Annotated in this window: 27 protein-coding genes; 18 read left to right on the top strand and 9 right to left on the bottom strand. The window is 63.7% G+C overall.

Annotation, left to right across the window (positions count from 1 at the left end; genetic code table 11):
- Positions 1 to 27: 27 nt before the first annotated feature.
- Positions 28 to 900: an SDR family oxidoreductase gene (locus tag RX331_RS21875; RefSeq protein ID WP_317251983.1), complete on the bottom strand. Its 873-nt coding sequence runs from the start codon at positions 898 to 900 to the stop codon at positions 28 to 30.
- Between the two features lie 80 nt (positions 901 to 980).
- Between RX331_RS21875 and RX331_RS21870 the strand changes: the two genes are divergently transcribed.
- Together RX331_RS21870 and RX331_RS21865 are read left to right on the top strand one after the other, a co-directional pair.
- Complete coding sequence (locus tag RX331_RS21870; RefSeq protein WP_317251982.1) at positions 981 to 1,685, top strand: glutathione S-transferase family protein; 705 nt, start codon at positions 981 to 983, stop codon at positions 1,683 to 1,685.
- Between the two features lie 70 nt (positions 1,686 to 1,755).
- Positions 1,756 to 2,121, top strand: a complete 366-nt coding sequence (locus RX331_RS21865) for an ArsC family reductase (RefSeq protein ID WP_317251981.1) — start codon at positions 1,756 to 1,758, stop codon at positions 2,119 to 2,121.
- Positions 2,122 to 2,123: 2 nt separating this feature from the next.
- Here the strand turns inward: RX331_RS21865 and RX331_RS21860 are convergent, their stop codons facing one another.
- Positions 2,124 to 2,726: a PAS domain-containing protein gene (locus tag RX331_RS21860; RefSeq protein ID WP_317251980.1), complete on the bottom strand. Its 603-nt coding sequence runs from the start codon at positions 2,724 to 2,726 to the stop codon at positions 2,124 to 2,126.
- Positions 2,727 to 3,099: 373 nt separating this feature from the next.
- Between RX331_RS21860 and RX331_RS21855 the strand changes: the two genes are divergently transcribed.
- The 7 genes from RX331_RS21855 to RX331_RS21825 all read left to right on the top strand — a co-directional run bounded on the left by RX331_RS21855 (position 3,100) and on the right by RX331_RS21825 (position 9,642).
- Positions 3,100 to 3,855 (top strand): ABC transporter ATP-binding protein, encoded by a 756-nt coding sequence (locus RX331_RS21855; protein ID WP_317251979.1) that lies wholly within the window; start codon positions 3,100 to 3,102, stop codon positions 3,853 to 3,855.
- Positions 3,848 to 4,591 carry an ABC transporter ATP-binding protein gene (locus RX331_RS21850; protein ID WP_317251978.1) on the top strand — a complete coding sequence of 248 codons (744 nt, stop codon included), beginning with the start codon at positions 3,848 to 3,850 and terminating at the stop codon, positions 4,589 to 4,591. The genes RX331_RS21855 and RX331_RS21850 overlap by 8 nt, the downstream gene beginning before the upstream one ends.
- 38 nt (positions 4,592 to 4,629) lie before the next feature.
- Positions 4,630 to 5,850, top strand: coding sequence for an ABC transporter substrate-binding protein (locus tag RX331_RS21845; RefSeq protein WP_317251977.1), 1,221 nt, complete (start codon positions 4,630 to 4,632; stop codon positions 5,848 to 5,850).
- 85 nt (positions 5,851 to 5,935) lie between these two features.
- The gene (locus RX331_RS21840; RefSeq protein WP_317251976.1) at positions 5,936 to 6,856 is read left to right on the top strand and encodes a branched-chain amino acid ABC transporter permease; all 921 of its coding nucleotides are present in this window, start codon (positions 5,936 to 5,938) and stop codon (positions 6,854 to 6,856) included.
- Position 6,857: 1 nt separating this feature from the next.
- The gene (locus RX331_RS21835) at positions 6,858 to 7,826 is read left to right on the top strand and encodes a branched-chain amino acid ABC transporter permease (RefSeq protein WP_317251975.1); all 969 of its coding nucleotides are present in this window, start codon (positions 6,858 to 6,860) and stop codon (positions 7,824 to 7,826) included.
- Between the two features lie 151 nt (positions 7,827 to 7,977).
- Positions 7,978 to 8,622, top strand: coding sequence for a DUF47 domain-containing protein (locus RX331_RS21830; protein ID WP_317251974.1), 645 nt, complete (start codon positions 7,978 to 7,980; stop codon positions 8,620 to 8,622).
- Between the two features lie 15 nt (positions 8,623 to 8,637).
- The gene (locus tag RX331_RS21825) at positions 8,638 to 9,642 is read left to right on the top strand and encodes an anion permease (RefSeq protein ID WP_317251973.1); all 1,005 of its coding nucleotides are present in this window, start codon (positions 8,638 to 8,640) and stop codon (positions 9,640 to 9,642) included.
- Here RX331_RS21825 and sugE read toward each other — a convergent pair.
- Positions 9,634 to 9,957: a quaternary ammonium compound efflux SMR transporter SugE gene (gene sugE / locus RX331_RS21820; protein WP_317251972.1), complete on the bottom strand. Its 324-nt coding sequence runs from the start codon at positions 9,955 to 9,957 to the stop codon at positions 9,634 to 9,636. The genes RX331_RS21825 and sugE overlap by 9 nt on opposite strands.
- A 153-nt stretch (positions 9,958 to 10,110) precedes the next feature.
- Here sugE and RX331_RS21815 point away from each other — a divergent pair, with 153 nt between their 5' ends.
- The 5 genes from RX331_RS21815 to RX331_RS21795 all read left to right on the top strand — a co-directional run bounded on the left by RX331_RS21815 (position 10,111) and on the right by RX331_RS21795 (position 15,889).
- On the top strand, positions 10,111 to 11,730 hold the full coding sequence (locus RX331_RS21815; protein WP_317251971.1) for a peptide chain release factor 3: 1,620 nt from the start codon (positions 10,111 to 10,113) through the stop codon (positions 11,728 to 11,730).
- A gap of 319 nt (positions 11,731 to 12,049) precedes the next feature.
- On the top strand, positions 12,050 to 12,652 hold the full coding sequence (locus RX331_RS21810) for a hypothetical protein (protein ID WP_317251970.1): 603 nt from the start codon (positions 12,050 to 12,052) through the stop codon (positions 12,650 to 12,652).
- A gap of 225 nt (positions 12,653 to 12,877) precedes the next feature.
- On the top strand, positions 12,878 to 13,462 hold the full coding sequence (locus RX331_RS21805; RefSeq protein WP_317251969.1) for an NnrU family protein: 585 nt from the start codon (positions 12,878 to 12,880) through the stop codon (positions 13,460 to 13,462).
- 2 nt (positions 13,463 to 13,464) lie between these two features.
- A complete protein-coding gene (gene panB / locus RX331_RS21800; RefSeq protein ID WP_317251968.1) occupies positions 13,465 to 14,286 on the top strand; it encodes a 3-methyl-2-oxobutanoate hydroxymethyltransferase in 822 nt (273 codons plus the stop codon).
- Positions 14,287 to 14,296: 10 nt separating this feature from the next.
- Positions 14,297 to 15,889: a class I adenylate-forming enzyme family protein gene (locus tag RX331_RS21795; RefSeq protein ID WP_317251967.1), complete on the top strand. Its 1,593-nt coding sequence runs from the start codon at positions 14,297 to 14,299 to the stop codon at positions 15,887 to 15,889.
- Positions 15,890 to 15,896: 7 nt separating this feature from the next.
- Here RX331_RS21795 and RX331_RS21790 read toward each other — a convergent pair whose 3' ends face one another.
- Positions 15,897 to 16,751 carry a hypothetical protein gene (locus tag RX331_RS21790; protein ID WP_317251966.1) on the bottom strand — a complete coding sequence of 285 codons (855 nt, stop codon included), beginning with the start codon at positions 16,749 to 16,751 and terminating at the stop codon, positions 15,897 to 15,899.
- 243 nt (positions 16,752 to 16,994) lie between these two features.
- Here RX331_RS21790 and RX331_RS21785 point away from each other — a divergent pair, with 243 nt between their 5' ends.
- The 4 genes from RX331_RS21785 to RX331_RS21770 are packed head-to-tail and all read left to right on the top strand — an operon-like array spanning position 16,995 to position 20,878.
- The gene (locus RX331_RS21785) at positions 16,995 to 17,648 is read left to right on the top strand and encodes a tetratricopeptide repeat protein (protein ID WP_317251965.1); all 654 of its coding nucleotides are present in this window, start codon (positions 16,995 to 16,997) and stop codon (positions 17,646 to 17,648) included.
- A gap of 52 nt (positions 17,649 to 17,700) precedes the next feature.
- Positions 17,701 to 18,204, top strand: a complete 504-nt coding sequence (locus RX331_RS21780) for a hypothetical protein (protein ID WP_317251964.1) — start codon at positions 17,701 to 17,703, stop codon at positions 18,202 to 18,204.
- Positions 18,205 to 18,260: 56 nt separating this feature from the next.
- On the top strand, positions 18,261 to 19,640 hold the full coding sequence (der, locus tag RX331_RS21775; RefSeq protein ID WP_317251963.1) for a ribosome biogenesis GTPase Der: 1,380 nt from the start codon (positions 18,261 to 18,263) through the stop codon (positions 19,638 to 19,640).
- Positions 19,637 to 20,878: a TCR/Tet family MFS transporter gene (locus RX331_RS21770; RefSeq protein ID WP_317251962.1), complete on the top strand. Its 1,242-nt coding sequence runs from the start codon at positions 19,637 to 19,639 to the stop codon at positions 20,876 to 20,878. Before der ends, RX331_RS21770 begins: the two co-directional genes overlap by 4 nt.
- Positions 20,879 to 20,983: 105 nt before the next feature.
- Here RX331_RS21770 and RX331_RS21765 read toward each other — a convergent pair whose 3' ends face one another.
- The 5 genes from RX331_RS21765 to RX331_RS21745 form a co-directional block, all read right to left on the bottom strand.
- Positions 20,984 to 22,210, bottom strand: coding sequence for an ABC transporter substrate-binding protein (locus tag RX331_RS21765; RefSeq protein WP_317251961.1), 1,227 nt, complete (start codon positions 22,208 to 22,210; stop codon positions 20,984 to 20,986).
- 93 nt (positions 22,211 to 22,303) lie between these two features.
- Positions 22,304 to 23,368: a hypothetical protein gene (locus RX331_RS21760; protein ID WP_410708302.1), complete on the bottom strand. Its 1,065-nt coding sequence runs from the start codon at positions 23,366 to 23,368 to the stop codon at positions 22,304 to 22,306.
- A 297-nt stretch (positions 23,369 to 23,665) separates the two neighbouring features.
- Positions 23,666 to 24,406: an SDR family oxidoreductase gene (locus tag RX331_RS21755; protein WP_317251959.1), complete on the bottom strand. Its 741-nt coding sequence runs from the start codon at positions 24,404 to 24,406 to the stop codon at positions 23,666 to 23,668.
- A gap of 157 nt (positions 24,407 to 24,563) precedes the next feature.
- Positions 24,564 to 26,078 carry an amidophosphoribosyltransferase gene (gene purF / locus RX331_RS21750; protein ID WP_410707967.1) on the bottom strand — a complete coding sequence of 505 codons (1,515 nt, stop codon included), beginning with the start codon at positions 26,076 to 26,078 and terminating at the stop codon, positions 24,564 to 24,566.
- Between the two features lie 22 nt (positions 26,079 to 26,100).
- On the bottom strand, positions 26,101 to 26,730 hold the full coding sequence (locus RX331_RS21745) for a CvpA family protein (protein ID WP_317251957.1): 630 nt from the start codon (positions 26,728 to 26,730) through the stop codon (positions 26,101 to 26,103).
- Between the last annotated feature and the right edge of the window lie 22 nt (positions 26,731 to 26,752).

The following is a 26,752-nucleotide window of genomic DNA, read 5'->3' as shown; positions in this document are numbered from 1 at the left end:
GATATCATGGGACCGGCTTTCAGCGTGTCATTCGGCATCGCCGCCGAAATACGCCGGCTTGCCGGTTGTCCAGGTTTCGCCCCAGAGCTGGCTGCCGCCATCGACGGTCAGGGTTTCGCCGGTCACGAATTTCGCCGATGGCCCGGCAAGGAAAGCGACCGCTTCCGCGACTTCCCAGGGCGAGCCGACGCGCATCATCGGGTTCGAGCGCGGATAGGCGGCGCGCGCTTCCGGCGTGTAGACGTTCCAGCCTTCGGTTTCGATCGCGCCGGGCGCCACGCAGTTCACCCGGACGTTCAAGGGGGCCCATTCGACCGCCACCGCACGCGATAGCCCGATCACGCCGCTCCGCGCGGCAATGGTGTGCGCTATGCCATAGAGGCCGTGCGTCGTCACCACCACGATGTTGACGATGCTGCCGGGATGCTTGTGGTCGCGCCAGCGCTGCGCGGCAGCCTGCATCATGTACCAGGTGCCACTCAGATTGGTGTTGATGACGGCATTCCAGCCCTTCACGGAGAAATCGATCGCCGCCTGCGGAAACTGTCCGCCCGCGCTGTTGACCAGGGCGTCGACGCGGCCCTGCGTAGTCCAGATCGTGTCGAACAGGGCGTTGACCGCATCCACCTCCCTGATGTCGGCGACATGCGCCGAGGCCTTGAGGCCGCGCTCCGCCAGCTGTGAGACAAGCGCGTCGAGCTTGCCGCCGTCGCGGCCGGCCACGGCGACATGCGCGCCGAGCCGCGCGAACAGCCAGGCAATGGCGCGTCCGATGCCGCCGGCGCCCCCTGAGACGACGACGACCTGATCCTTCAGCGCGTCGCTCACAAAGACCGTTGGATGAACCGCCAGCTCGGCGTCGGTCAGGCCGAGCTTCGATGATGATGGATGGTCAGTCATGGGGCAGGGCAGGTCTTGTTATATGCGGCATCGCCCGTACATTAGCCCGGCACCGCAAACCAGGCAAAAGAACGAATTTGATGCCCGATCTCTCCGTCTTTCCGATCACCAAACGCTGGCCCGCCAAACATCCCGACCGCCTTCAGCTCTATTCGCTGCCGACGCCGAATGGCGTCAAGATTTCCATCATGCTGGAGGAGATCGGCTTGCCCTACGAGGTGCATCTCGTCGATTTCGGCAAGGATGACCAGAAGACGGAGGAATTCCTGTCGCTGAATCCGAACGGCAAGATTCCGGCGATTCTCGATCCCGATGGGCCGGGCGGCAAGCCGTTGCCGCTGTTCGAGTCCGGGGCGATCCTGCAATATCTCGCTGACAAGACCGGCAAGCTTCTTCCTGACGATCCGGCGCGGCGATATCAGGCCATTCAGTGGTTGCATTTCCAGATGGGCGGGATCGGGCCGATGTTCGGCCAGGTCGGCTTCTTCCACAAATTCGCCGGCAAGGAATATGAAGACAAGCGCCCGCTGCAGCGTTATGTCGCCGAGTCGAGACGGCTGCTTGACGTGATGGAGACGCGGCTTGCCGGGCGGCAATGGATTATGGACGACGAATACACCATCGCCGATATCTCCATGCTCGGCTGGGTGCGCAACCTGATCGGCTTCTACGGTGCGCGCGATCTCGTCGCCTTCGATACGTTGAGAGAAGTGCCGGCATGGCTGGAACGCGGGCTCGCGAGGCCTGCGGTGCAGCGCGGGCTCGATATCCCGAAGCGGTCTTAAGCGCGTCGCCGGTCTGCTTACCTTCAATCCGGCCCGCGGGGCCAAATAACAACGTTCCGGAATACCGAAAATGCCCATCACCATCTATGGCATCAAGAACTGCGACACCATGAAGAAGGCGCGCGCCTGGCTCGACGATCATGGCGTCGCCTATGATTTTCACGACTACAAGCTTTCCGGCATCGCCAAGGACAAGCTGAAGCAATGGTCCGACGATGTCGGCTGGGAAACGCTGCTCAATCGTGCGGGCACGACATTCAAGAAGCTGCCGGACAGCGACAAGGAAGGCCTGAACGAGCGCAAGGCGCTGGCGCTGATGCTGGCGCAGCCATCGATGATCAAGCGCCCGGTGCTCGATCTCGGCCGCAAATTGCTGGTCGGCTTCAAGCCTGATGTCTACGACAAGGAATTGGCATCCAAATCGCGCGGACGTTAGGGCTAGTTGAACTCGAGTTCGTCGCCGGAGGGAATGCGGCCGGGCGCGCGATGAAAGAGATCGCGATCGATGATGGTGCGCAGCTTCGGCACGGGCAGCCTGTCGTTGCCGCGGATCAGGTTCTTGATCTCGAAGCCGCCGTCCTCGCTGATGGTCTTCAGCGAGGCGATGATATGGGTAACGCTGTCCTCGTCGGCGAACGGCAGCAACAGCCGCTCATAGGCGACGATCCGCCCGTAGATATCGTTCATGTCGGCGATGGTGTAGGCGGGAAGGCGGCGGGCAATGCACTCATCATAGACAGGCATCACCATCGGAGCGAGCCTCGTGCCGAGATACTCGTCGAGATAGCGCCCCTTGCCAGTATTGCCATAGGCGTTCGACATTCTCGTGCCGTCGCTCTGGATGGTCAGTCGTGGCGGCTGCACTTTCGTATCGACGGTGTAGAACACCAGGTCCGGAAGCTCATCCTCGATCCGCGCCGGCTGATATTCCGATACGCGCGGTATCGACTGGTTGCGGGCGTATAGCCGCAGCCAGGTGTTGAGCAGGTCGCGCTGCTTGATCGACTTGACGACCGACGGTCCGGCGCTCTCAAATTCCAAGGCGGCAATTCCTGGCTGGCCAAATCGCGCAAAGATGCGATGGAGGCGGAAATATTGTGTGAAACCGCCTGATTGCAGCAGAACACCGTTAATGATGGCTTGCTGGCGCAAGATTCGCACTGAAGGCGGCGCCGCGGCCGCGCGGGCGGCGGGACCAGCATTCGACTTATGGCGCATCCGGAACCGCCATGTGCCGCTTTTCCCCGCGGCAGCTTTCCACCTTGCCTAATCCACCGCGTTGACGGCATATTCCGGCCCGGAGGCGGCGGGTTCGGGACGGCTTTTCAAGCGACGTCCGGCAGAACTCGCCCGAACAGGGAAAAATGGCCGCGCGCGGACGGCTTCGCGGAGACGGCTGACGGGGGAAATTTGTTTGGCTGATGAGTTTATTCTCGAAACCCATGGATTAACCAAGGAGTTCGCGGGTTTCTATGCCGTTCGCGATGTCGCCCTAAAGGTGCGCCGCGGCAGCATTCATGCGCTGATCGGGCCTAACGGCGCCGGCAAGACCACATGCTTCAACCTCCTGACCAAGTTTCTGAAGCCCTCGGCGGGCCAGATTCTGTACAAGGGGCAGGACATCACCGCGATGGCGCCGGCCGACGTGGCACGGCTTGGCCTGGTGCGCTCATTCCAGATCTCCGCGGTGTTTCCGCATCTGACCGCGCTGGAGAATGTCCGCGTCGCGCTCCAGCGCCAACATGGACGCTCGTTCGATTTCTGGCGGTCCAAGAGCGTGCTGGATCGCTTCAACGGCCGTGCCATCGAACTCTTGAATGACGTCGGCCTCAGCGAGTTCGCCAATACGCCGGCGGTCGAAATGCCCTATGGACGCAAGCGCGCGCTCGAAATCGCAACGACGCTGGCGCTTGATCCGGAAATGATGCTGCTCGACGAGCCGATGGCCGGCATGGGCCATGAAGACATCGACAAGATTGCGGCACTGATCAAGCGCATCTCGGCGAAGCATACCATTTTGATGGTCGAACATAATCTCTCCGTGGTGGCCAACCTGTCCGACATCATCACCGTGCTGACGCGCGGGCAGGTGCTGGCGCAGGGCAATTACGCCGAGCTCTCGAAGGACGCGCGGGTCAAGGAAGCCTATCTGGGAGCCGGTCATGCCTGATGTGAAAATGGCCGAAGCCGCCGCCAAGCCGGCGGGCGCGGAAGTGCTTTCCGTTTCCGATCTGCAGGCCTGGTACGGTGAATCCCACATCCTTCACGGCATCAATTTCAACGTGAAGGCCGGCGAGGTGGTGACGCTGCTCGGCCGCAACGGCGCCGGCAAGACCACGACGCTGAAATCCGTGATGGGAATTATCGGCAAACGCACGGGCTCGATCCGCTTCAACAATGAAAACATCATCCGCGCCTCGTCGGACCGGATCGCGCGGATGGGCATCGCGTTCTGTCCGGAGGAGCGCGGCATTTTCGCGAGCCTGGACGTGCGCGAAAACCTGCTGCTGCCGCCCGTGGTGCGCAATGGCGGGCTGTCGCTCGATCAGATCTTCGATTTGTTTCCGAATCTGAAGGAGCGCCTGAGCAGCCAGGGCACCAAGCTGTCGGGCGGCGAGCAGCAGATGCTGGCGATCGCGCGAATCCTGCGCACCGGCGCGCGCTTCCTGATGCTCGACGAGCCGACAGAGGGCCTTGCGCCCGTCATCATCCAGCAGATCGGCCACACCATCGCGCGGCTGAAATCGGAAGGCTTCACCATCCTGCTGGTGGAGCAGAATTTCCGCTTCGCCTCCACGGTTGCCGATCGCTACTACATCGTCGAGCACGGCAAGGTGATCGACGGTTTTGCGAATTCCGAACTGTCGGCCAACATGGACAAGCTCCACACTTATCTCGGTGTTTAGTCGGTACTGGTGCTGCACTCTGGATTATTGGAGACCCTATGAAACATCAAATTTCAGCTCTGTTCCTCGGCACGGCGCTGGCGCTCGCTACAAGCGGTGTCGCGTTGGCCCAGGACAAGACCGTCAAGATCGGCGTGCTCACCGATAATTCCGGCCTTTATTCCGACCTCGGCGGCGCGGGCTCCACGCTTGCCGCGCAGATGGCGGTCGAGGATTCCGGCCTCGCGGCCAAGGGCTGGAAGATCGACGTCATCTCCGCCGACCACCAGAACAAGCCCGACATCGCAACCACCATCGCGCGGCAATGGATCGACGTCGAGAAGGTCGACATCTTCATGGACGTGCTGAACTCCGGCGTGGCCCTGGCGGTCAACAATCTGGTGAAGGAAAAGAACTCCATCATGATCAATACCGGCGCGGCGACGTCGGATCTGACCAATGCCCAGTGCTCGCCCAACACCATCCACTGGGTCTACGACACTTACATGCTCGCTAACTCCACCGGGCAGGCGCTGGTGAAGGCCGGCGGCGACACCTGGTACTTCCTGACCGCGGACTACGCGTTCGGTCACGCACTGGAGCGCGACACCACCGCCGTCGTCGTCAAGGCGGGCGGCAAGGTGATCGGCGGCGTCAAGCATCCGCTGAACTCGTCTGACTTCTCGTCCTTCCTGCTGCAGGCGCAGGCCTCCAAGGCCAAGATCATCGGCATGGCCAATGCCGGCGGTGACACCACCAACACGATCAAGCAGGCGTCGGAGTTCGGCATTGTCGCCGGTGGGCAGAAGCTCGCCGGTCTTCTTTTGTTCATCACCGACGTGCATTCGCTCGGGCTCAAGGTGGCGCAGGGGCTGAACTTCACCGAAACCTTCTATTGGGACTTGAACGACGGCACCCGCGCGTTTTCCAAACGCTTCTCCGAGCGCATGAAGAACAAGGCGATGCCCTCGATGGTGCAGGCGGGCGTCTATTCGGGCCTGGTCCACTATTTCAAGACGATCGACGCGATGGGCGGCAATCCGCATGACGGCGCCAAGGTGGTCGCGAAGATGAAGGAGATGCCGACGGACGATGCACTGTTCGGCAAGGGCACGATCCGCGCCGATGGCCGCAAGATTCATCCGGCCTACCTGTTCGAGGTCAAGAAACCCGCCGAATCGAAGGGACCGTGGGACTATTACAAGCTGATCGGGACCACCCCGGGCGACCAGGCGTTCCGGCCGCTTTCGGAAAGCGCTTGTGCGCTGGTGAAGAAATAACGACAACGGCCCGCCGGCACCGTGCCGGCGGGCCTCTCGCGTCCCCGCGGGATTTTGCTTCTTAACAAGATCGAGTGCGAAACCGATGCAAGCTCTCTATGCCCAGCTCCTGGTGGGACTGATCAACGGATCGTTCTACGCGCTGCTCAGCCTCGGGCTCGCCGTGATCTTCGGCATGCTCAACATCATCAATTTCGCCCATGGCGCGCTCTACATGATGGGCGCGTTCTGTGCGTATTTCCTGCTCCACCTGACCGGCATGGGCTACTGGTGGGCGCTGATCATCGCGCCGATCGCCGTCGGCATTTTCGGCATGATCCTGGAGCGGACCATGCTGCAATGGCTGACCGGGCTCGACCATCTCTACGGCCTCTTGCTTACCTTCGGCATCGCGCTGATCGTGCAGGGCGTATTCCAGAACTATTTCGGCTCGTCCGGTCTGCCCTACGCCATCCCGGACTATCCGCAGATCGGCGACTGCTCGCCGAACGCTCCGCCGGACGCGATCTGCCGGCGCGGCCTGCAGGGAGGCATCAATCTCGGCTTCATGTTCCTGCCGGTCTATCGCGGCTGGGTGGTGATCTTCTCGCTGGTGGTCTGCCTTGCCACCTGGTTCCTGATCGAGAAGACGCGGCTTGGCGCCTACCTGCGCGCCGCCACCGAAAATCCGACGCTGGTGCGTGCGTTCGGCATCAACGTGCCGCGCATGATCACGCTGACTTACGGGCTCGGCGTCGGCCTTGCGGCGCTCGCCGGCGTGCTGTCGGCGCCGATCAACCAGGTCCGGCCGCTGATGGGCGCCGACCTCATCATCGTCGTGTTCGCCGTGGTGGTGATCGGCGGCATGGGTTCTATCATGGGGTCCATCATCACCGGCTTCGCGCTGGGGGTGATCGAGGGCCTGACCAAATACTTCTATCCCGAAGCCTCCAACACCGTGGTATTCGTGCTGATGGTGCTGGTGCTGCTGGTGAAGCCAACGGGACTGACCGGACGGGCGGCCTGACATGAGCGCATTGACTGACGACACACTTCCCGTAACGCCGCGCGCCGTGCGCGACGAGATGATCGTGTTCGCCGGAATGGCGGTGCTGCTCGGCCTCGTGCCGCTGACGGGCATCTATCCGTTCTTCGTGATGCAGGCGCTGTGCTTCGCGTTGCTGGCCTGCGCCTTTAACCTCCTGATCGGCTATGGCGGCCTGTTGTCGTTCGGCCATGCGATGTTCCTGGGCACCGCAGGCTACTGCTCGGCGCATGCCCTGAAGGTCTGGGGTGTCTCGCCGGAAATTGGGATCGTGGTCGGTGTCGCGGCTGCCGCGGCGCTTTCGGTCATCACCGGCTTTATCTCGATCCGCCGGCAAGGCATCTACTTCTCGATGATTACGCTGGCGCTGTCGCAGCTTCTGTATTTCATCTACCTGCAGGCGCCGTTCACCCACGGCGAAGACGGCATCCAGGGCATTCCGCAGGGCTATCTGTTCGGGGTGTTCAACCTCGCCAAGCCGACGGTGCTTTACTACGTCGTGCTGGCCGGCTTCCTCGGCGGCTTCCTCCTGATCTACCGCACCATCAACTCGCCGTTCGGCGAGGTCCTGAAGTCGATCCGCGAGAACGAGCCGCGCGCCATTTCGCTGGGCTACAAGACCGACCAGTACAAGCTGCTCGCCTTCATCCTGTCCGGGACCATCGCGGGCTTTGCCGGGTCTCTGAAGGTGTTCGTGGCGCAAAATGCCTCGCTCACCGACGTGCACTGGACGATGTCGGGCGAAATCGTGCTGATGACGCTGGTCGGCGGCCTCGGCACCATCTTCGGCCCGGTGGTCGGCGCCTTCGTCATCATCGCCATGCAGCAATATCTGGCCGGGTTCGGCCAGTGGGTGACCGTGATCCAGGGCGTCATCTTCGTGGCCTGCGTACTGACCTTCCGCCGCGGCATCATCGGCGAAATCGCCCATTATTTCCGCCGATCCCTGTAAAACGGCCGGTTTCGGCGCGATTTTCGGCTTCACAAAGCGGTGGATGACCCGGTTCCCGGGTCCCGGTGTGGCGCGTTTTTCCCCTGAATGGTTTATGACAACCGCGTGACAGGCTGCTCTCGCGGCCGTTTTGAACCACGGAAAATACCCCATGCTGCGCTGGTTTCGTGCCTTTTTGCCCAAGGAGGAGCGGTTTTTCGACCTGTTTGCCCGACATGCCCAGACGGTCGTGCAGGGGGCCCTGGCATTGCAGGACATGCTCCGCGGCGGCGAGGAGACGCCGGTATTCTGCCAGCGCGTCAATCAGTTCGAAAACGATGCTGACGGCATCACCCGCGAGGTACTGACCGCCGTCCGCCGTACCTTCATCACCCCGTTCGATCGCGGCGACATCAAGAACCTGATCACGGCGATGGATGACGCCATCGATCAGATGCAGCAGACGGCGAAGGCGGTGATGCTGTTCGAGGTCCGTTCGTTCGAGCCGCCGATGCGGGAAATCGCCACGCTGCTCGTCGAATGCGCCAACCTCGTCAGCCGCGCGCTGCCCCTGATGCAGTCGATCGGCGCCAACGTCGCGATGCTGACCGCCATCACCGAGGAAATCGGCAAGCTGGAAGGCCGCATCGACGACCTCCACGACATCGGCTTGAAGGAGCTGTTCCTCAAGCACCGCAACGGCAATTCGATGGACTTTGTCGTCGGCGCCGAGATCTACAAGCATCTCGAGAAAGTGTCCGACCGCTTCGACGACGTCGCCAACGAAATCAATTCGATCGTGATCGAGCAAGTATAGGGCAGGGCCAATCCAGTGGACGCCACGCTTGGCCTTCCGATTCTGATCTTTCTGATCGCAGTCGCGCTGCTGTTCGATTTCCTCAACGGATTGCACGACGCCGCCAATTCGATTGCCACGATCGTATCGACCCGGGTGCTGCGGCCGCAATATGCGGTGATCTGGGCCGCTTTTTTCAATTTCATTGCCTTCCTGGTGTTCGGACTTCACGTCGCCAACACCATCGGCACCGGCATCATCGACGCCAGCGTCGTGGATGCCACCGTGATCTTCGCGGCGTTGGTCGGCGCCATCGTCTGGAACCTGATCACCTGGGCGCTCGGTATTCCCTCGTCGAGTTCGCACGCGCTGATCGGCGGACTGGTCGGCGCCGGCATGGCCAAGGCCGGCGTATCAGCGGCAGTCTGGAGCGGCCTGTCCAAGGCGCTGCTGGCGATCGTGCTGTCGCCGCTGGTCGGCTTCCTGCTGGCGCTGGTGCTGGTGGCGATCGTGTCCTGGCTGTCGGTGCGTTCGACGCCGTTCGCGGTCGACCGCGCTTTCCGGATCCTGCAGTTCGTCTCGGCCTCGCTCTATTCGCTCGGACATGGCGGCAACGACGCGCAGAAGACCATGGGCATCATCGCGGTGCTGCTCTATTCGCAGGGTCACCTCGGGTCGGATTTCTCCGTCCCGTTCTGGGTCGTGATCGCCTGCCAGGCGGCGATGGGGCTCGGCACGCTGATGGGTGGCTGGCGGATTGTCCGCACCATGGGGCTGCGGATCACCAAGCTGACGCCGATGCAGGGCTTTTGCGCGGAAACCGGCGGGGCGGCGACCCTGTTCATGGCGACCTTTCTCGGGGTTCCCGTCTCCACGACCCACACCATTACCGGCGCCATTGTTGGCGTCGGCGCCGCACGGCGGGTATCGGCGGTGCGCTGGAACGTGGCGAGCTCGATCGTCTATGCCTGGGTGATCACCATTCCGGCCTCCGCGATCGTGGCCGCGGCGACCTATTGGATAGCGCTGGCGCTACGCTGATCCGGTGACGAGCTTGAGGCCGACGATGCCGGCCACGATCAGGCCGATGCAGGCGAGGCGGGCCGCGGTGGCCGGCTCGCCGAACAGCGCGATGCCTAGGATCGCCGTTCCAACCGCGCCGATGCCGGTCCAGACCGCATAGGCGGTTCCGATCGGCAGCGATTTCAAGGCAAGCCCGAGCAGCAGGATGCTGCCCGCCATGCAGGCAAGCGTGAGAACAGACGGAATGGGGCGGCTGAAACCCTCAGTATATTTGAGGCCGATCGCCCAGCCCACTTCCATGAGGCCGGCGACGAACAGCACGATCCAGGCCATGACAACCCTCCGAAAATGGCAGGGTCGTCCCCGCGGGATGAGCTGGAATGGAAGGCCGTCCTTCCGCGTCCGATATGGGGCTGGCCAGCGGCCGCCGCAACCACCAAATGAGGCTTGATCAGCCCGGTTTTCCCTGCCAAACGCACTGTCCTCATGTCCGACATTGCCGCTACAGCCGAATCGCCGTCCCGCTCGCCGCTTGCAGATGAAGTGGCGCGCCGCCGCACGTTTGCGATCATCTCCCACCCGGACGCCGGCAAGACCACGCTGACCGAAAAGCTGCTGCTGTTCGGCGGCGCCATCAACTTGGCGGGGCAGGTCAAGGCCAAGGGCGAGCGGCGCAACACCCGTTCCGACTGGATGAAGATCGAGCGTGAGCGCGGCATCTCGGTCGTGACCTCGGTGATGACATTCGAGTTCCAGGACCTCGTCTTCAACCTCCTGGATACGCCGGGCCACGAGGACTTTTCGGAAGACACCTATCGCACGCTGACCGCGGTCGACTCTGCCGTCATGGTGATCGACGCCGCCAAGGGTATCGAGGCGCGGACGCGAAAGCTGTTCGAGGTATGCCGGCTGCGCGACATCCCGATCATTACCTTCATCAATAAGATGGACCGCGAGAGCCGCGATACGTTCGAGCTCCTCGACGAGATCGAAAAGACGCTGGCGCTCGATACCACGCCGATGACCTGGCCGGTCGGCCGCGGCCGCGACTTCCTCGGCACCTATGACGTCGTCAATGGCGGCGTGCGCCTGCTCGAGGGCGGCGGCGCCAAGACCGGAGCCACCGAGCAGATCGATATCGCCGATCTCGCCGGCCGCAATGCCAATCTGGATGTCGGGCAGGTCAAGGAAGAGCTGGAGCTGGTCTCGGAAGCCTGCAAGCCGTTCGATCTCGACGCTTTTCGCGAGGGACATCTGACGCCGGTCTATTTCGGCAGCGCGCTGCGCAATTTCGGCGTCGGCGATCTGCTCGAGGGCCTCGGCAAGTTCGCGCCGGCACCGCGCGCGCAGGACTCGAACATTCGCAGGGTAGAGGCCGCGGAGCCGCGCATGAGCGCCTTCGTGTTCAAGATCCAGGCCAACATGGATCCGAACCACCGCGACCGCATCGCGTTTGCGCGCCTGTGCTCCGGCAGGCTCAGCCGCGGTATGAAGGCGAAACTGGTGCGCACCGGCAAGAACATGTCGCTGTCTTCGCCGCAGTTCTTCTTCGCCCAGGACCGTTCGGTGGCGGACGAAGCCTTCGCCGGTGACGTCGTCGGCATTCCGAACCACGGCACGCTCCGGATCGGCGATACCTTGACCGAAGGCGAGGACATCACCTTCGTCGGCGTGCCCAGCTTCGCGCCGGAAATCGTCCGCCGCGTGCGCCTGACGGATGCGATGAAAGCGAAGAAGCTGAAAGAGGCGCTGCAGCAGATGTCGGAAGAGGGTGTGGTCCAGGTTTTCCGGCCGCGTGACGGTGCCCCGGCGCTGGTCGGCGTCGTCGGTCCGCTGCAGCTCGACGTGCTCAAGGCGCGGCTGGATGCTGAATACTCGCTGCCGGTGGAATTCGAGGTCTCGGAATTCCAGCTTGCGCGCTGGGTGTCGTCCGACGACCGCAAGAAGCTAGAGGCCTTCATTGCCGCCAACGGTTCGGGCATCGCCGACGATGTCGACGGCGATCCCGTGTTCATGGCCAAAAACGAGTTCTATCTCGGCTATACCCGCGAACGCGCCGAGGGGATCAATTTTTCCAACGTCAAGGACGTGAAGAAGAAGGCGTAAGACCCTCGGCTTCCCGCCTCAACCACCGGTGTCGCTGCAGCCTCCACTGTCGTCCTCCGCGAATGCGGGCGACCCAGTACCCCGCGGCCACTCCGTAAATCACCGATGTTTCTGGAATACTGGGTCGTCCGTTCAAGCCGGACGACGACACGCGTGGTGCGGGTGGCGGCGCATACGGCCGGCGTCCTCGACCAGCCGGGCGAAAAGGCCCTCATCGCGGAACTGTCCGCTATGAACGCGGGGATGTGAACGCCCTCCGCCTTGATAGCGACCAAGGCACGCATCAGCTTAGGTGGGATCCCCCGCAAGGACACGCGGCATGCTTCGGTTCGCCATCCTCTGCCTGATCGGCCTGTTCGCCGGGATCGGCGCCGTCGGGGCGCAGCCGCGGCGCCAGATCGACGCTACGCCGTTTTCGCACGCGCCCTGCAGCGTGCTCGACGGCCAGCCATGCACGCCGTCGTTCTGCAGCGTGTTCAACGACGGCCCCTGCATTCCCGAGATCGACTATCCCTACGGCCAGAACCTGCAACTCACGATCGAGACCGTGCCGCCGCAGGATCAGGCCGCGAAATACCAAAAGCCCGACCACGATCTCGATACGATCGGCGACCTCTTCGCGGCGCTGCGCTCCTGCTGGTCACCGCCGCCTTCCGACGTCGCGCGCGAGGGCATGCAGATGTCGGTCCGCTTCAGCTTCAAGCGGTCAGGCGAGATCATCGCGGCGCCCCGGGTGACCTATGCCACGGCCGGCGTTCCGTCCGATACAAGGGCCACGTATCTGAAAGCCATTAACGCCTCGCTCGCCGCCTGTGCGCCGCTCAAATTTACGTCCGGATTGGGTGGCGCCCTTGCGGGCCGGCCGATCGCGATCCGCTACGTCGATAATCGCGATCTGGGGAAGCAGGCGGGGAAGCCGTGAGCCGATCGATCCTGTCATTGCCGGGCTTGACCCGGCAATCCATCGCGCTTCGCGTGAATCACGTCTGTCCGCTGGCGCGGACGATGCATACGCGGGTCAAGCCCGCGTATGACACCTGTGGGCCTACCTTTAAACGCGTCGTGGATTTTTTGGCGCATTGCGTCCCAAGCCCCTAAAATGATACGCGGATAATCCGGAAAACCAGCCGCGTGACGGAGGGACATCATGGGACTGCTGGTGTTGATCCTGGGCCTGATCGTGTTCTTTGGTGTCCACACGATCACGATCCAGCGCAAGCTGCGTGCGCAGATCATCGCCGCCACAGGCGAGGGCGGCTACAAGATCGGCTATACGCTGGCCTCCTTCGTCGGCCTCGCGCTGATCATCTGGGGCTTTGCCAAATATCGCGCCACCGGCTGGATCGACGTCTGGTATCCGCCGGTGGCGTTCAAGCACATCACGGTAGCCCTGATGCTGCCCGCGGTCATTCTGGTGGTCGCGTCCTACATCCGTGGCCGCATCTACACGACGCTGAAGCATCCGATGCTGACTGGCATCAAGCTGTGGGCGGCGGCGCACCTGCTGGCCAATGGCGATCTCGGCTCGATCATCCTGTTCGGCTCGTTCCTCGCCTGGGCGGTCTATGACCGCATTTCGCTTAAATCCCGTACCGACGCCGGCGGACCGCCGATCCCCGTCGGTGGTCCCGGCAACGATCTGATCGCGGTTGCGGTCGGTCTCGTCGCCTATCTGGCGCTCGCCTTCGCGTTCCATCCGGTCGTGATCGGCGTCCCCGTGGTTGGAGCTTAGGCATGTCGGTTCAATCTGCCGTCAGGCGCAAGACCGCGCCTGACATCCGCGCGCGCAAGAACGGCGAGCCGATCGTGATGCTGACGTCGTACCACGCGCATACCGCCGCCCTGGTGGACCGCCATTGCGACGTCATTCTGGTCGGCGATTCCCTTGGCAACGTCATGCATGGTTTCGAGACCACCGTGCCGGTGACGCTCGACATGATGATCCTGCAGGGGCGCGCGGTGATGCGCGGCTCCAAGCGCGCGCTCGTCGTGGTGGACATGCCGTTCGGCTCGTATGAGGCTTCGAAGGAGCAGGCGTTTCATTCCGCCGTGCGGATCTTGAAGGAGACGCAATGCGGCGCGGTGAAGCTCGAAGGCGGCGAGCGAATGGCGGAAACGATCGCGTTCCTGTCCGAGCGCGGCGTGCCGGTCATGGGCCACATCGGACTGACGCCGCAATCGATCAACACGCTCGGCTCGTTCCGCGCGCAGGGCCGCGATGGGGGTAGTTGGGACCCGATCCTGAGGGATGCCCAGGCGATTTCGGATGCCGGCGCGTTTTCGGTGGTGATCGAGGCGGTCGCTGAACCCTTGGCGCGGAAGATCACCGAGAGCATCGCCATCCCGACCATCGGCATCGGCGCCAGTGCGGCCTGCGACGGCCAGGTGCTGGTGCTCGAGGACATGCTTGGCCTGTCGCCGCGGACGCCGAAATTCGTGCGCCGCTATGGTGACCTCGGCCCCGCGATCGAGGCGGCCATCAAAGGCTATGCCGATGACGTCCGCTCCCGCGCGTTTCCAGGACCCGAACACGTCTACGAGATGAAAAAGAACTGACGAGGGGACCATGGACTGGTCGCAGCACGCCATTCCACCGATGCGGCTTGAACCGCGCTTCGGCGACCGGATCGTCCCGGTGTTTTGCGATCGGCCCAGGAGTATTCCAGCGATGGTCGCCGAAGCCGTCGCGCGGAACGGCGAGGGCGAGGCGCTAGTTTGCGGCGCCACGCGTATGACCTGGCGCGAAGTCGCGCAGCGATCGGCGCAAATCGCCGCGGGTTTTCAAAAGCTCGGCCTGCAGCGCGGCGACCGCGTCGGGGTGCTGCTCGGCAATCGCGTTGAATTCGTGCTGACGATGCTAGGCGCGGCGCATGCCGGGCTGGTGACGGTTCTGCTTTCGACCCGCCAGCAAAAGCCCGAGATCGCCTATGTGCTGACAGATTGCGGCGCAAGGCTTTTGATCCACGAGGCCGCGCTGGCGGGCCGGGTGCCCGATGCGGGCGATATTCCCGAGGTCACGCACCGGATCGCCGTCGACGATGATCCGATTCTCTCGCGCTTTTCCGAGCTGGCCGACAACGCCCCGTTGGCCGTACCGGTCGAGGTCGGCGAGGAGGACACCGCGATGATCCTCTACACTTCGGGCACCACGGGACGGCCCAAGGGCGCGATGCTCGCCCATTGCACGATCATCCATTCCGCGATGGTGTTCGTGGCGGGCATGAATCTCACGAAGGCGGATCGCTCGATTGCCGCCGTACCGCTCGGCCACGTCACGGGCGTCGTCGCCAACGTCATGACCATGGTGCGCTGCGCCGGCGCGCTGATCATCATGCCGGAGTTCAAGGCCGCGGAATATCTCAAGCTGGCCGCGCGCGAGCGCGTCACCTATACCGTGATGGTGCCGGCGATGTATAATCTTTGCCTGTTGCAGCCGGATTTCGACAGCTACGACTTGTCGAGCTGGCGGATCGGCGGCTTTGGCGGCGCGCCGATGCCGATCGCCACCATCGAGAAGCTCGACGCCAAGATTCCCGGCCTCAAGCTGATGAATTGCTACGGCGCGACCGAAACGACATCGCCGTCGACCATGATGCCGGGCGAACTGACCGCAGGTCATATCGACAGCGTCGGCTTGCCCTGTCCCGGCGCGCAGATCATCGTGATGGATGCCGAGGGCCGCGAGCTGCCGCGCGGCGAGATCGGCGAAATCTGGATCCACGGCGGATCGGTCATCAAGGGCTACTGGAATAATCCGAAGGCAACGGCGGAGAGTTTTACGGCCGGCTTCTGGCACTCCGGCGATCTCGGCTCGATCGATGCTGAGAATTTCGTCCGCGTGTTCGACCGGCAGAAGGACATGATCAACCGCGGCGGCCTGAAGATCTATTCCGCGGAGGTCGAATCGGTGCTGGCCGGCCACCCAGACGTGGTCGAAAGCGCGATTATCGCAAAGCCGTGCCCGGTGCTGGGCGAGCGCGTGCACGCCGTCGTCGTAACGCGCAACGCGGTCGGCAGTGAGGCGCTGCGCACCTGGTGCGCCGAGCGGCTGTCCGACTACAAGGTGCCGGAAACCATGGATCTGCGCACCGAGCCGCTACCGCGCAACGCCAATGGCAAGGTGATGAAACGGCAACTCCGCGAGGCCATTTCGGCCTGAAAGTCGGCTAAAGTTTCGGGGTGCTCCCCGTCGGCATCGAACCGTTGCCTTGCCCTGCGGCGGCACTGTCAATGGCGGCCGCGCTGATGAGTTGTTTGACGTCGAGCAGCGTGAATTGCGCGATACCGACACGATCAGCCTGCGCGCCCGGTACGAGTTGCACGCTCAGCACGCCGTCGCAGTTGGCGCCCTTTGCCTCTGTGAGCATCGCGCTGGGATCCTTGACCTTGGCCTGCGCGCGCTTCACCACCGCGACGCAACTGCCGCGAACGGTGTCGCCGTTGAGCTTGACAGCGGCGCGTGCATCAAGCGGCTTGTCGATTGCTTCGAGGGCTGTCGTTTCCTTGTACTTGCCGCCGACCGACATGATCGAGCCCTTGCGGTAGATGTAGTACAGGTGCTGATCGCCGACGATGGTGGGCACGCCGTATTTGCCCATCACCTCTTTGATCATGTCCGCCTTCGACGGCTGCTGGTCCTGGGCGAAGGTCAGGTTGCGGGCGACGAAATAAGCGCGGTTGGCGCTCGCCGGCGAGGAGAAGCTGCTCGAGAGCATCTCGCCGTTCTGTTTCGGACCGGCCGGGAGGCTGAAATTCAGCGCCGCGACGTAGCTGTTTCCACCATTGCCGAGCTTCTGCTGCTGGATGTCGGTCTTGGTGTCGGTGTGGCCCTTGAACAGCGAATCAAAGACGCCGCGCGCGGCTTCGGCATTCGATTCGGTCGAGATACCCAGAATGTCCGGGCGCAACTTGCCCGAGAATGCCGTCTCTGGTGCTTTCGGCTTGATGTCGTCGGCCGGCGACGCTGCGGGCAGCAATGCCAGGCCCATGGCGAGGATCGAAACCAGCGCAGGGCGAGGCATGAAACACCTGAAAAATCGGATACGAGTCGGCAAACGGAAGCGGGCGGATTACGCCAAACTTTGAACCTCGGTGTCAACATTGCCGGCTGGTTTTAGAAGGCGAATCGGGGCGCTGTTAACGCTTTGATCCCGCTAGCTTTGCCTTGCCACCGCCATATCGATAGGCTACGCCCCGGCCATGCGGGGACCGGGTGCGCGAACCTGCCGCCGATGTTGCGGTTCCGCGGGATGGGATATACTTAAGTGTCTGAATTATTTGATGAAGTCGACGAGGAAGTACGTCGCGAACAGCTCAAGAAGCTGTGGGATAAGTATTCGATCTACATCATTGCCGTGATGATTTTGATCGTTGCCGGCGTGGGTGGCTGGCGCGGCTACCAGTATCTGGAAGCCAAGAAGGCGGCCGAGGCGGGCGCGGCCTTCGACAAGGCTGTCGAGCTTTCCGAAGCGAACAAGCATGCCGAGGCCGAGGCGGCTTTCGCCGATCTCGTCGCCAAGGCGCCGTTCGGCTACCGCACGCTGTCGCGGCTACGCCTGGCGGCGGAGATCGCCAATCGCGATGCGCCGGCGGCGGCCAAAATGTACGACGAGATATCGGCCGATCGCAGCGTCGGCGCCGCCGACCAGGATCTGGCGCGCATTCGTGCGGCCCAATTGCTGCTGGAAAGCACCAGCTATCCGAACATGAAGGAACGCCTCGAGGCGGCGGCTGCGCCGGGGGCGACCTTCCGCCACAGCGCGCGCGAATTGCTGGCGCTGTCGGCGTGGCGCGCCAACGATGCCGCGGCGACGCGGCAATGGCTGGACATGATTGCCAATGACGGCGAAACACCGCCGAGCCTGCGCTCGCGTGCCGAAGCGCTGCAGGCGCTGCTGCCGCCGGTCGCCAAGAGCTAATCCAAGAGCTAATCAGAGCTGAAGCCGGCAAGAACGAGTTGGGAAATCCGATATGCGCCGCCCGCAACGTTTGATCGCAACCGCCGTCCTCATCGCGCTCTCGGGCGCGCTGGCGGGCTGTGGCAGCTCGGGCAATTTCGATCCGACCGATCTGCTCGACTTCCTCGATACCAAGAAGAAGCTGCCCGGTGAGCGCAAGCCCGTCTTCCCCGAAGGTGTGCCGGGCCTCGAGCAGGGCGTGCCGAAGGATCTCTATAAAGGCGCACGTCAGGACGATCCGAACGCTCAGGCTGCCGCCGTGGCGCCGCCGGCAGAAGAGCCGAAAGCCAAGAAGGGCACGAAATCCAGGGGGAAGCAGGCTGCCGCACCCGCGGCGGCCGTCGACCCTGACGCGGCGCCCGAGGAAGAGGGCGGCACCGCCGCGCCACCGCCGGCGCCCAAGCCGGCCAAGATCGCGCGCAAGCGCACCACCGCGCCGCCGCCCGATCAGCCGGCTCAATCGTCGCAGCAATCGGCTTTCCCGGCCCCGATGCCGAGCGGCAGTTTCCAGCGCTGATTTCTGCTATTCGTTCGAATTGACACGCCCTTCAGAAAAGGGCGTTTGGATCATTTATGTCCTTTACGATCGCCATTATCGGCCGGCCCAACGTCGGCAAGTCGACGCTGTTCAACCGGCTGGTCGGGCAGAAGCTCGCGCTGGTCGACGACGAGCCCGGCGTGACCCGTGACCGCCGCGAGGGACAGGCGCGTCTCGGCGATCTCGAATTCACCGTGATCGACACCGCCGGCCTCGACGAGGGCGCCAAGGGCTCGCTGACCGCGCGGATGCAGGAGCAGACCGAGACCGCGATCGGTCTTGCCGACGCGCTGATGTTCGTGATCGACGCGCGTGCCGGGCTGACGCCGAACGATCGTGCCTTTGCCGACTTCGCGCGCCGCGCCAACAAGCCGGTGGTGCTGGTCGCCAACAAGAGCGAGGGCAAGCACGGCGAAATCGGCGCGATGGAATCCTACGCGCTCGGGCTCGGCGATCCCGTGCAGATTTCCGCCGAGCATGGCGAGGGCATGGGCGAACTCTACGACGCGCTCGCCGCGCTGATGCCGGAGCCGGCGGAGGAGGCCGAGGAGCTCGACGACGAGGCCGTGTCGGAGGAGGATCTCGCGCGGCGTCCGATCCGCGTCGCCATCGTCGGCCGCCCCAATGCGGGAAAATCCACGCTGATCAATCATCTGCTCGGCGAGGAGCGGCTGCTCACCAGCGCCGAGGCCGGCACCACGCGCGATTCCATTGCGGTGGAAATCACCTGGCAGGGCCGCGATTTCCGCGTGTTCGATACCGCGGGCCTCCGCCGTCGCTCGAGGATCGAGGAGAAGCTGGAAAAACTGTCGGTCGCCGACGCGCTGCGCGCCGTGCGCTTTGCTGAGGTCGTCGTGATGATGATGGACGCGCAGCACCGCTTCGAGGAGCAGGACCTGCGCATCGCCGATCTGATCGAGCGCGAGGGGCGCGCCATCGTGCTCGCGGTCAACAAATGGGATCTGATGGAGCGCAAGCCGCATCTGATCTCGGCGCTGCGCAGCGATGCCGATCACTGGCTGCCGCAGGTCAGGGGCGCGCCCATCGTCGCCGTATCCGGCCTGATGGGCGAGGGCATCGACCGCCTGATGAAAGCGATCCAGGAAGCCTACGCCGTCTGGAACAAGCGCGTGCCGACGGCCGCGCTCAATCGCTGGTTCGAGCAGGCGATCCAGGCCAATCCGCCGCCCGCGGTGTCAGGGCGCCGGCTGAAGCTGAACTACATCACGCAGACCAAGGGGCGTCCGCCGAGCTTCGTATTGTTCTGCTCGCGCGCCGATGCCGTGCCGCAGTCTTACTTGCGCTATCTCACCAACAGCCTGCGCGAGGCTTTTGAGCTGCCGGGCACGCCGATCCGCATCACGCTGCGCGAAAAGGCCAATCCGTTCGCCCACAAGCGCAAGCGGCCGTCATGAGCGAGCAGGCGTCCGTGGCCGTCGCCGACGACAAGCCGCCGGTGCGCAGCGGCGCGGCGGCCTTCATCTTCGTCACCATCCTGCTCGACATGCTGGCGCTCGGCCTGATCCTGCCGATCCTGCCCAAGCTGGTCGAGAGCTTTGTCGACAACGACACCGCCACCGCGGCGCGGATTTTCGGCCTGTTCGGCACCGCCTGGGCGCTGATGCAGTTTCTGTTCTCGCCGATCCTCGGCGCGCTGTCGGACCGCTTCGGGCGGCGGCCGGTGGTGCTGCTGTCGAATTTCGGACTGGCGCTGGATTATGTGCTGATGGCGCTGGCGCCGTCGCTGGTCTGGCTGTTTATCGGCCGGGTGATCTCGGGCATCACCTCGGCGAGCATCTCGACCGCGTTTGCCTACATCGCCGACGTGACGCCGCCGGAGCGGCGCGCCGCGGTGTTCGGCAAGATCGGCGCGGCGTTCGGCGCCGGCTTCATTCTCGGCCCGGCGGTCGGCGGCCTGCTCGGCGGCATGGATCCGCGCCTGCCGTTCTGGATTGCAGCGGGCCTCAGCTTTGCCAATGCGCTCTATGGCTGGCTGATCCTGCCAGAGTCGCTGCCGGTGGAACGTCGCGCGCCGTTTCGCTGGAAGAGCGCCAGCCCGCTTGGCGCATTGCATCTCCTGCGTTCGAACCGTGTTCTCGCTGGGCTGTCGCTGGCGAATTTCTTCGGACAGGTCGCGCATGTGGTGCTGCCGTCCACCTTCGTCCTTTATGCGACCTACCGCTATGGCTGGGATACGAAGACGGTCGGGCTGACGCTGGCCCTGGTCGGCGTCTGCGCCATGGTGGTGCAGGGCGCGGGCGTCGGGCCGATCGTCAAACGGCTTGGCGAGCGGCGGGCGCTGTTGCTCGGGCTGGCCTCTGGCGGTTTGGGATTCTTCATCTACGGCGTGGCGCCAACCGGGCCGTTGTTCTGGATCGGCATTCCCGTGATGGCGCTATGGGGCGTGGCGGGCGCGGCAGTCCAGGCGCTGACGACGCAGCTCGTGGCGCCGGACCAGCAGGGCCAGTTGCAGGGCGCGACCAACAGCGTCAACTCAATCGCGCAGATGGCCGGGCCGTTTCTGTTTACGCTGACTTTCGCCTATTTCATCAGCGACCAGGCCCCGGTGAAATTGCCGGGCGCGCCGTTCCTTCTGGCGGCGGCACTGCTGGGGCTTGCGCTGGTGATCGCCTGGCGTACGCTTAAAAAGTAGGGTGGGCAAAGCGAAGCGTGCCCACCATTCGCAACATGCATTCGGAGCGAAAGGGTGGGCACGGCGCTTGCGCGCCTTTGCCCACCCTACGCTTGCTGCTTTTTCTTATTTCTTCACCAGCGGGCAGTCGCTGGCTTCGAGCGGCTTGGCGGCGTCTTCCGCGGAGATCGTGGCGATCTGCTTGTAGTAGTCCCACGGTCCCTTCGACTCTGCCGGCTTCTTCACCTCGAACAGATAGGCCGGAATCAGGCGGCGGCCGTCGGCGCGCAGCGGGCCCTTGCCGAACAGCGGATCGTCGGTCGGCAATTCCTTCATCTTGGCGACGACCTTGGCGCCGTCATGCGGATTGCCGCCGAGCGATTCCATCGCCTTGAGATAATGCAGCACCATGGCGTAGTTGCCGGCCTGCGTCATCGAGGGCATCGCGTTCTTGCTGGCCTGCGCCACAAACCGCTTCGACCAGGCGCGGGTCTGGTCGTTCATGTCCCAATAGAAAGACTCCGTGAATGTCAGGCCCTGCGCGGTTTTCAGGCCGAGCGCGTGCACGTCGTTGATGAAGAGCAGCAGCGCGGCGAGCTTCTGGCCGCCCTGGACGATGCCGAATTCGGCGGCCTGCTTGATCGAGTTGGTGGTGTCGCCGCCGGCATTGGCAAGCCCGATGACCTTCGCCTTGGAGGCCTGGGCCTGCAGCAGGAAGGACGAGAAATCGGCGGTGTTGATCGGCGCCTTGACGCCGCCGAGCACCTTGCCGCCATTGGCGGTCACGACGGCCGAGGTGTCGCGCTCGAGCGCATGACCGAAGGCGTAGTCGGCGGTGAGGAAGAACCAGCTGTCGCCGCCGGCCTTGGTCAGCGCCTTGCCGGTGCCGTTGGCGAGCATATAGGTGTCATAGGTGAAGGAGATGGTGTTCGGCGTGCAGGCCTTGCCGGTCAGGTCGGCGGTCGCCGCACCCGAATTCAGCAGCACGGCATTCTTTTCCTTGACGAGGTTGCTGACCGCCAGCGCGACACCGGAGTTCGGCGTATCGGCGATCGCATCGACCTTGTCGTTGTCGATCCACTGCCGGGCGAGGTTGACGCCGACGTCGGGCTTGTTCTGATGGTCGCCGCTGATGACGTCGATCTTCCAGCCCTTCTTGGTCAGGCCGGAATCCTCGACGGCCATCTTGATCGCGACCACGGAATTGGGCCCGCCGATGTCGGCATAGAGGCTCGACATGTCGTTGAGCACGCCGATCTTGACGGTCTTGTCCTGGGCCAAGGCTGGCGTTGCGAGGCAGAGCGCGGTAAGCGCCACGGAAGCGGCAAAGCGCCGCGCAATTCTGGTGGTCATTGTATTTCCTCTCAAATTGTTGTTCGCCGGCTCTCTTGTCGGAACCTGCCAGCGGTTCTGCGATAGTCTTTCCCGCCCGGGCGGGCAATCCACCTATCGTAGCGCTTCCGACGTCAGCTTGAACTTCTGGATCCGCTTACCGGTGTCGACCTCGGCGGTGTAGACGTTCCCCTTGGCGTCCACGGCCATGGCGTGAACCCAGTGAAACTGCCCGGCCTGGCGGCCGCCGCGGCCAAAACTGCCGACTACGGTACCATCGTCCCGTTTCAGCACCCGGATTTCGTTGTTCTCGCCATCGGCGCTCAGCAAATAGGTCTGCTTCCGGTCGGGCCAGATCGCGATATCCCACACGGCGCCATTGCCGCGCGTGTTCTTTTCGTAAAACCATTCCTTAATGAAGGTTCCATCTTTCCTGAACACCTGGATGCGATTGTTCATGCGATCGCAGACATAGAGCAACCCGTCATTGGCGAGCTTCACGCAATGCACGGGGTTGGCGAATTGCTGCGGAGCCGGCCCGTTGGGATCGTAGGGCGGCTGCTTGTCGTCGCTTGGCGGCCTGCCGTAGGCGCCCCAGTGCCGCTTGTAGGCGCCGCTCGTCGCGTCGAACACGATGACGCGGCGATTGCCGTAGCCGTCCGCGATGAAGATTTCGTTGGCGTCCTTGTCGACGGCGGTCTCCGCGGGCTTGCCGAGCTGCGTCGTGTCGGCCGAGCCTTTGCTCGGCGCGATCGTGCCGATCTGCATCACGAATTTGCCATCGAGGGTGAATTTCAAAATCGCATTGTCGTTGTCTGCATTACCGCCGATCCACACAAAACCTTTGTCGTCCACCTCGATGCCATGCTCGCGGCCGACCCATTCGTAGCCTTCGCCCGGGCCGCCCCAGGAGCGCAAGAGATTGCCGTCGGCATCGAACTCGAGCACCGGCGGCGCCGGCACGCAGCATTTGGAGCGCGGCGGATTGAGCGTCGCGCCCTTTTCGTCATCGGTGAGCGAGCGCGGACGATGAATGACCCAGATGTGCCCCTGCGCATCCGTGGTGATGCCGCCGACCTGGCCGAGGATCCAGTTGTTCGGCAGCGGCTTTGGCCAGGACGCGTCGACGGTGGAGGTCGGGATATCACCGGCGTGAGCGGGCGCCATTGCCATCAGCATGGCGGCGGTGAAGCAGGCGGAAATGGTTTTGGAAAGATATCGGCGGGCGCGATTACGCGTCGGCGTCATGAGTGCCTCCCGGTGCTTTTTCTTGGCGGGTTGTCCCGCTTGGAAGGGCAGTCAATCGTGGGGAGGAGTGCGAGTCAACCTGTCCGGTCGTCATTGCGAGGAACTCGCCACAAAATTGCAAAAGCAATTTTGCGCTGAAGCGACGAAGCAATCCATGCCTTAACGAGCGGCAATATGGATTGCTTCGCTGCGCTCGCAATGACGGCAGAGGGCGCACAATGACGCGGCCTAACCCGGCGGATGGAAGCTCAACAGCTTGCGCGCCTTGTAATCGTACAGCTTGCCCGTCTCGGTCCACTCGGGCGCGCACATCGGTACGATGAACTCCGCGGCCTGCTCCGGCGTGTCCAGCGTCATCGGGTCTTCGCCGGGAAATACGCTGGCGCGCATGCGGGTGCGGATCGGCCCCGGGCTGAACAGGTTGACGCGCATCTTCGTGCTCAGGGTCTCATTGGCCCAGGAGCGCACCAGCGTGTCCAGCGCGGCCTTCGAAGCCGCGTAGGGGCCTTGATAGGCGTTCGCCATGCTGGCGGCGCCTGAGGTGATGAACACGGCGCGGGCGGCGTCGGAAACCCGGAGCAGCGGGTCCATGCAGCGGATCAGCTGGAAATTCGCGGTGACGTTGACCGCGATGACGTCGTTCCACGGCTTCAGCTCGATATGGCCGAGCGGCGAGGAGGGGCCGGCGACGCCGGCATTGCCGACGAGAATGTCGAGCTTGCCATGGCGCTCATGCAGCGCTGCGCCGAGGCGCGCGATGCCGTCGAAATCGGTGAGGTTGAGCGGCACCAGCGTGGCGCTGCCGCCGTCCTTGCGGATTTCGTCGTCAAGTTCCTCCAGCCCGCCCTGCGTGCGTGCGACGGCGACGATGTGCGCACCGGCGCGGGCCAGCGCGCGGGCGGTGGCGTAGCCGATGCCGCGCGATGCGCCGGTGACGAGCGCGATGCGGGAGGCGAGAGGTTGGGTCATTGAACTAAGCTCTCTCCACGGTCGTCCTCGCGAACGCGGGGACCCATACTCCGTGAAGCCTATGGTTGGAGATGGTGTCCGTGTCTAATTTTCTTCGAATAACCACGGCCGGTGGCTATGGGTCCCTGCTTTCGCAGGGACGACAGCGGTGGACGCCTCAGCTCGCCTCCGCCAGCAGCGACAATTGCCGGGGCTGCGGCTCGGTCTGGGTCTGATCGGTCAGGTGGGTCGGATAGGCGCCAGTGAAGCAGTGATCCGAGAATTTCGGATTGGCGGGATCGCGGCCCGGCTCGCCCATCGCGCGGTACATGCCGTCGATCGACAGGAACGCCAGCGAATCCGCGCCGATGATCTCGCGCATTTCCTCCAGCGAATGGGTGGCGGCGAGCAGGCCGCCGCGGTCCGGCAGGTCGATGCCGTAATAGTCGGGATAGAGGATCGGCGGCGAGGCGAGGCGGAAATGCACCTCGCGCGCACCGGCGTCGCGCATCATGCGCACGATCTTCTTCGACGTGGTGCCGCGCACCAGCGAGTCGTCGATCAGGATGATCCGCTTGCCTTCGATCGCGGCGCGGTTGGCCGAATGCTTCATGCGCACGCCAAGCTCGCGCACGCTCTGCGTCGGCTGGATGAAGGTGCGGCCGACATAGTGGTTTCGGATAATGCCGAGCTCGAACGGCACGCCGGAGAACTGGCTGTAGCCGACCGCCGCGGGCACGCCGGAATCCGGCACCGGCACCACGACGTCGACATCGGGATGGCTCTCGCGCGCGAGCTGCGCGCCGAAAGCCTTCCGGACGTCATAGACCGAGCGGCCGCCCACGATGGAATCCGGCCGCGCGAAATAGATGTATTCGAAGATGCAGGGACGCGGCGGCTTCGGCGGGAACGGCTTGTGGCTGTGGGCGCCGGCCTCGTCGAACACGATGATCTCGCCCGGCTCGATGTCGCGGACATAGCGGGCGCCGATCATGTCGAGCGCGCAGGTCTCCGACGTCAGGATCGGCCGGCCGTCGAGATCGCCGAGCACCAGGGGACGGATACCGAGCGGATCGCGCGCGCCGATCAGCTTCTTGTTGGTGAGCGCGGTGAGCGCATAGGCGCCTTCGATCGCGCGCAGCGCCTCGATGAAGCGGTCGATGAACCGGCTGCGCTTGGACTGCGCGACCAGGTGCAGGATGACCTCGGTGTCCGTGGTCGACTGCATCATCGCGCCGCCCTTGACCAGCTCGCGGCGCAGCGTCAGCCCGTTGGTGAGGTTGCCGTTATGGCCGACCGCAAAGCCGCCGGCGTTGAGCTCGGCGAACAGCGGCTGGACGTTGCGCAGGATGGTGGCGCCTGTGGTGGAATAGCGGACATGGCCGACCGCCATGCTGCCGGGCAGGCGCTCGATCACCTCGCGGCGGGAGAAGGTGTCGCCGACGAGGCCGAGGCGGCGCTCGGAGTGGAAGCGGCTGCCGTCGAAAGAGACGATGCCGGCGGCCTCCTGGCCGCGGTGCTGGAGGGCGTGTAGTCCGAGGGCGGTGATCGCGGCGGCCTCGGGGTGGCCGAAAATGCCGAACACGCCGCATTCTTCGCGTAGCGTGTCGCCTTCGAGATCGTCCTGCAACTCGATACCGGAATCTAGATCGAGTTGGCCGGCGGGATCGGAAGGGTTTTGCATCGCGTCCATCGCCTCTCTATTTTGGCCAGAATTAGCGGCCTGCGGGTTTCTCGATCAGCTTTTTAAGGCTGTCGCGGGCAGGTTTCGTGTAGCCATCGCCTGACGCAGGGGCTGCCTGCTCGGCGTCAGTTTGGTCGTCTTCCGGTTTATTCTTCTTGAATCTCTTTAAGATGGTGTTCTCGGGGTCATCAGGCAAGAGCGCCATTAACCAATCCCCGGTTCCCTGCAGGACCACCCGGGACTTCGCACCGGTGATCCAGTCCGGCCGTTGCTTGTCAGGAACGAGCCAGCTGAAGAACAGGAAGGCGACCACGACGATCAGAAGGCCACGGCCGAGGCCGAACAGGAAGCCGAGGGTGCGATCAAGCGCCCCGATCCGGGAATCCAGGATCATGTCCGAAATTCGCACCGTGATCACGGAAACCACGATCAGGGTGCCGATGAAGGTGCCGGCCACGACCACCACCGTCGCGATCGTATCGCTGCCGAAATAGGCCTTCGCGGATGGCATCAGCTTCGAATAGGCGTACAGCGTCACCAGCGCCGCCGCGCCCCAGGCCGCGATCGACAGGATTTCGCGCATGAAGCCGCGCACCATGGCGAGCAGCCCCGAGATCAGCATCACTCCGAGCAGGACGAGATCGAGTATCGTAATCGGCATCGGCTGGTCAGGTCCGCTCGTA

This window comes from Bradyrhizobium sp. BWA-3-5 (genome assembly GCF_032917985.1).
In the GTDB taxonomy this organism is placed as follows: Bacteria; Pseudomonadota; Alphaproteobacteria; order Rhizobiales; family Xanthobacteraceae; genus Bradyrhizobium.
Note: the sequence above shows the minus strand (reverse complement) of the source record. Positions and strands in the feature narration are given on the sequence as shown.

Coding starts and splice junctions, on each gene's coding strand:
- RX331_RS21845 (WP_317251977.1), top strand. CDS start 4,630: ATGAAACATCAAATTTCAGCTCTGTTCCTCGGCACGGCGCTGGCGCTC.
- RX331_RS21870 (WP_317251982.1), top strand. CDS start 981: ATGCCCGATCTCTCCGTCTTTCCGATCACCAAACGCTGGCCCGCCAAA.
- RX331_RS21840 (WP_317251976.1), top strand. CDS start 5,936: ATGCAAGCTCTCTATGCCCAGCTCCTGGTGGGACTGATCAACGGATCG.
- sugE (WP_317251972.1), bottom strand. CDS start 9,957: ATGGCCTGGATCGTGCTGTTCGTCGCCGGCCTCATGGAAGTGGGCTGG.
- panB (WP_317251968.1), top strand. CDS start 13,465: ATGTCGGTTCAATCTGCCGTCAGGCGCAAGACCGCGCCTGACATCCGC.
- purF (WP_410707967.1), bottom strand. CDS start 26,078: ATGGACGCGATGCAAAACCCTTCCGATCCCGCCGGCCAACTCGATCTA.
- RX331_RS21875 (WP_317251983.1), bottom strand. CDS start 900: ATGACTGACCATCCATCATCATCGAAGCTCGGCCTGACCGACGCCGAG.
- RX331_RS21780 (WP_317251964.1), top strand. CDS start 17,701: ATGCGCCGCCCGCAACGTTTGATCGCAACCGCCGTCCTCATCGCGCTC.
- RX331_RS21850 (WP_317251978.1), top strand. CDS start 3,848: ATGCCTGATGTGAAAATGGCCGAAGCCGCCGCCAAGCCGGCGGGCGCG.
- der (WP_317251963.1), top strand. CDS start 18,261: ATGTCCTTTACGATCGCCATTATCGGCCGGCCCAACGTCGGCAAGTCG.
- RX331_RS21810 (WP_317251970.1), top strand. CDS start 12,050: ATGCTTCGGTTCGCCATCCTCTGCCTGATCGGCCTGTTCGCCGGGATC.
- RX331_RS21865 (WP_317251981.1), top strand. CDS start 1,756: ATGCCCATCACCATCTATGGCATCAAGAACTGCGACACCATGAAGAAG.
- RX331_RS21745 (WP_317251957.1), bottom strand. CDS start 26,730: ATGCCGATTACGATACTCGATCTCGTCCTGCTCGGAGTGATGCTGATC.
- RX331_RS21770 (WP_317251962.1), top strand. CDS start 19,637: ATGAGCGAGCAGGCGTCCGTGGCCGTCGCCGACGACAAGCCGCCGGTG.
- RX331_RS21755 (WP_317251959.1), bottom strand. CDS start 24,406: ATGACCCAACCTCTCGCCTCCCGCATCGCGCTCGTCACCGGCGCATCG.
- RX331_RS21795 (WP_317251967.1), top strand. CDS start 14,297: ATGGACTGGTCGCAGCACGCCATTCCACCGATGCGGCTTGAACCGCGC.
- RX331_RS21790 (WP_317251966.1), bottom strand. CDS start 16,751: ATGCCTCGCCCTGCGCTGGTTTCGATCCTCGCCATGGGCCTGGCATTG.
- RX331_RS21760 (WP_410708302.1), bottom strand. CDS start 23,368: ATGCTGATGGCAATGGCGCCCGCTCACGCCGGTGATATCCCGACCTCC.
- RX331_RS21830 (WP_317251974.1), top strand. CDS start 7,978: ATGCTGCGCTGGTTTCGTGCCTTTTTGCCCAAGGAGGAGCGGTTTTTC.
- RX331_RS21835 (WP_317251975.1), top strand. CDS start 6,858: ATGAGCGCATTGACTGACGACACACTTCCCGTAACGCCGCGCGCCGTG.
- RX331_RS21815 (WP_317251971.1), top strand. CDS start 10,111: ATGTCCGACATTGCCGCTACAGCCGAATCGCCGTCCCGCTCGCCGCTT.
- RX331_RS21805 (WP_317251969.1), top strand. CDS start 12,878: ATGGGACTGCTGGTGTTGATCCTGGGCCTGATCGTGTTCTTTGGTGTC.
- RX331_RS21765 (WP_317251961.1), bottom strand. CDS start 22,210: ATGACCACCAGAATTGCGCGGCGCTTTGCCGCTTCCGTGGCGCTTACC.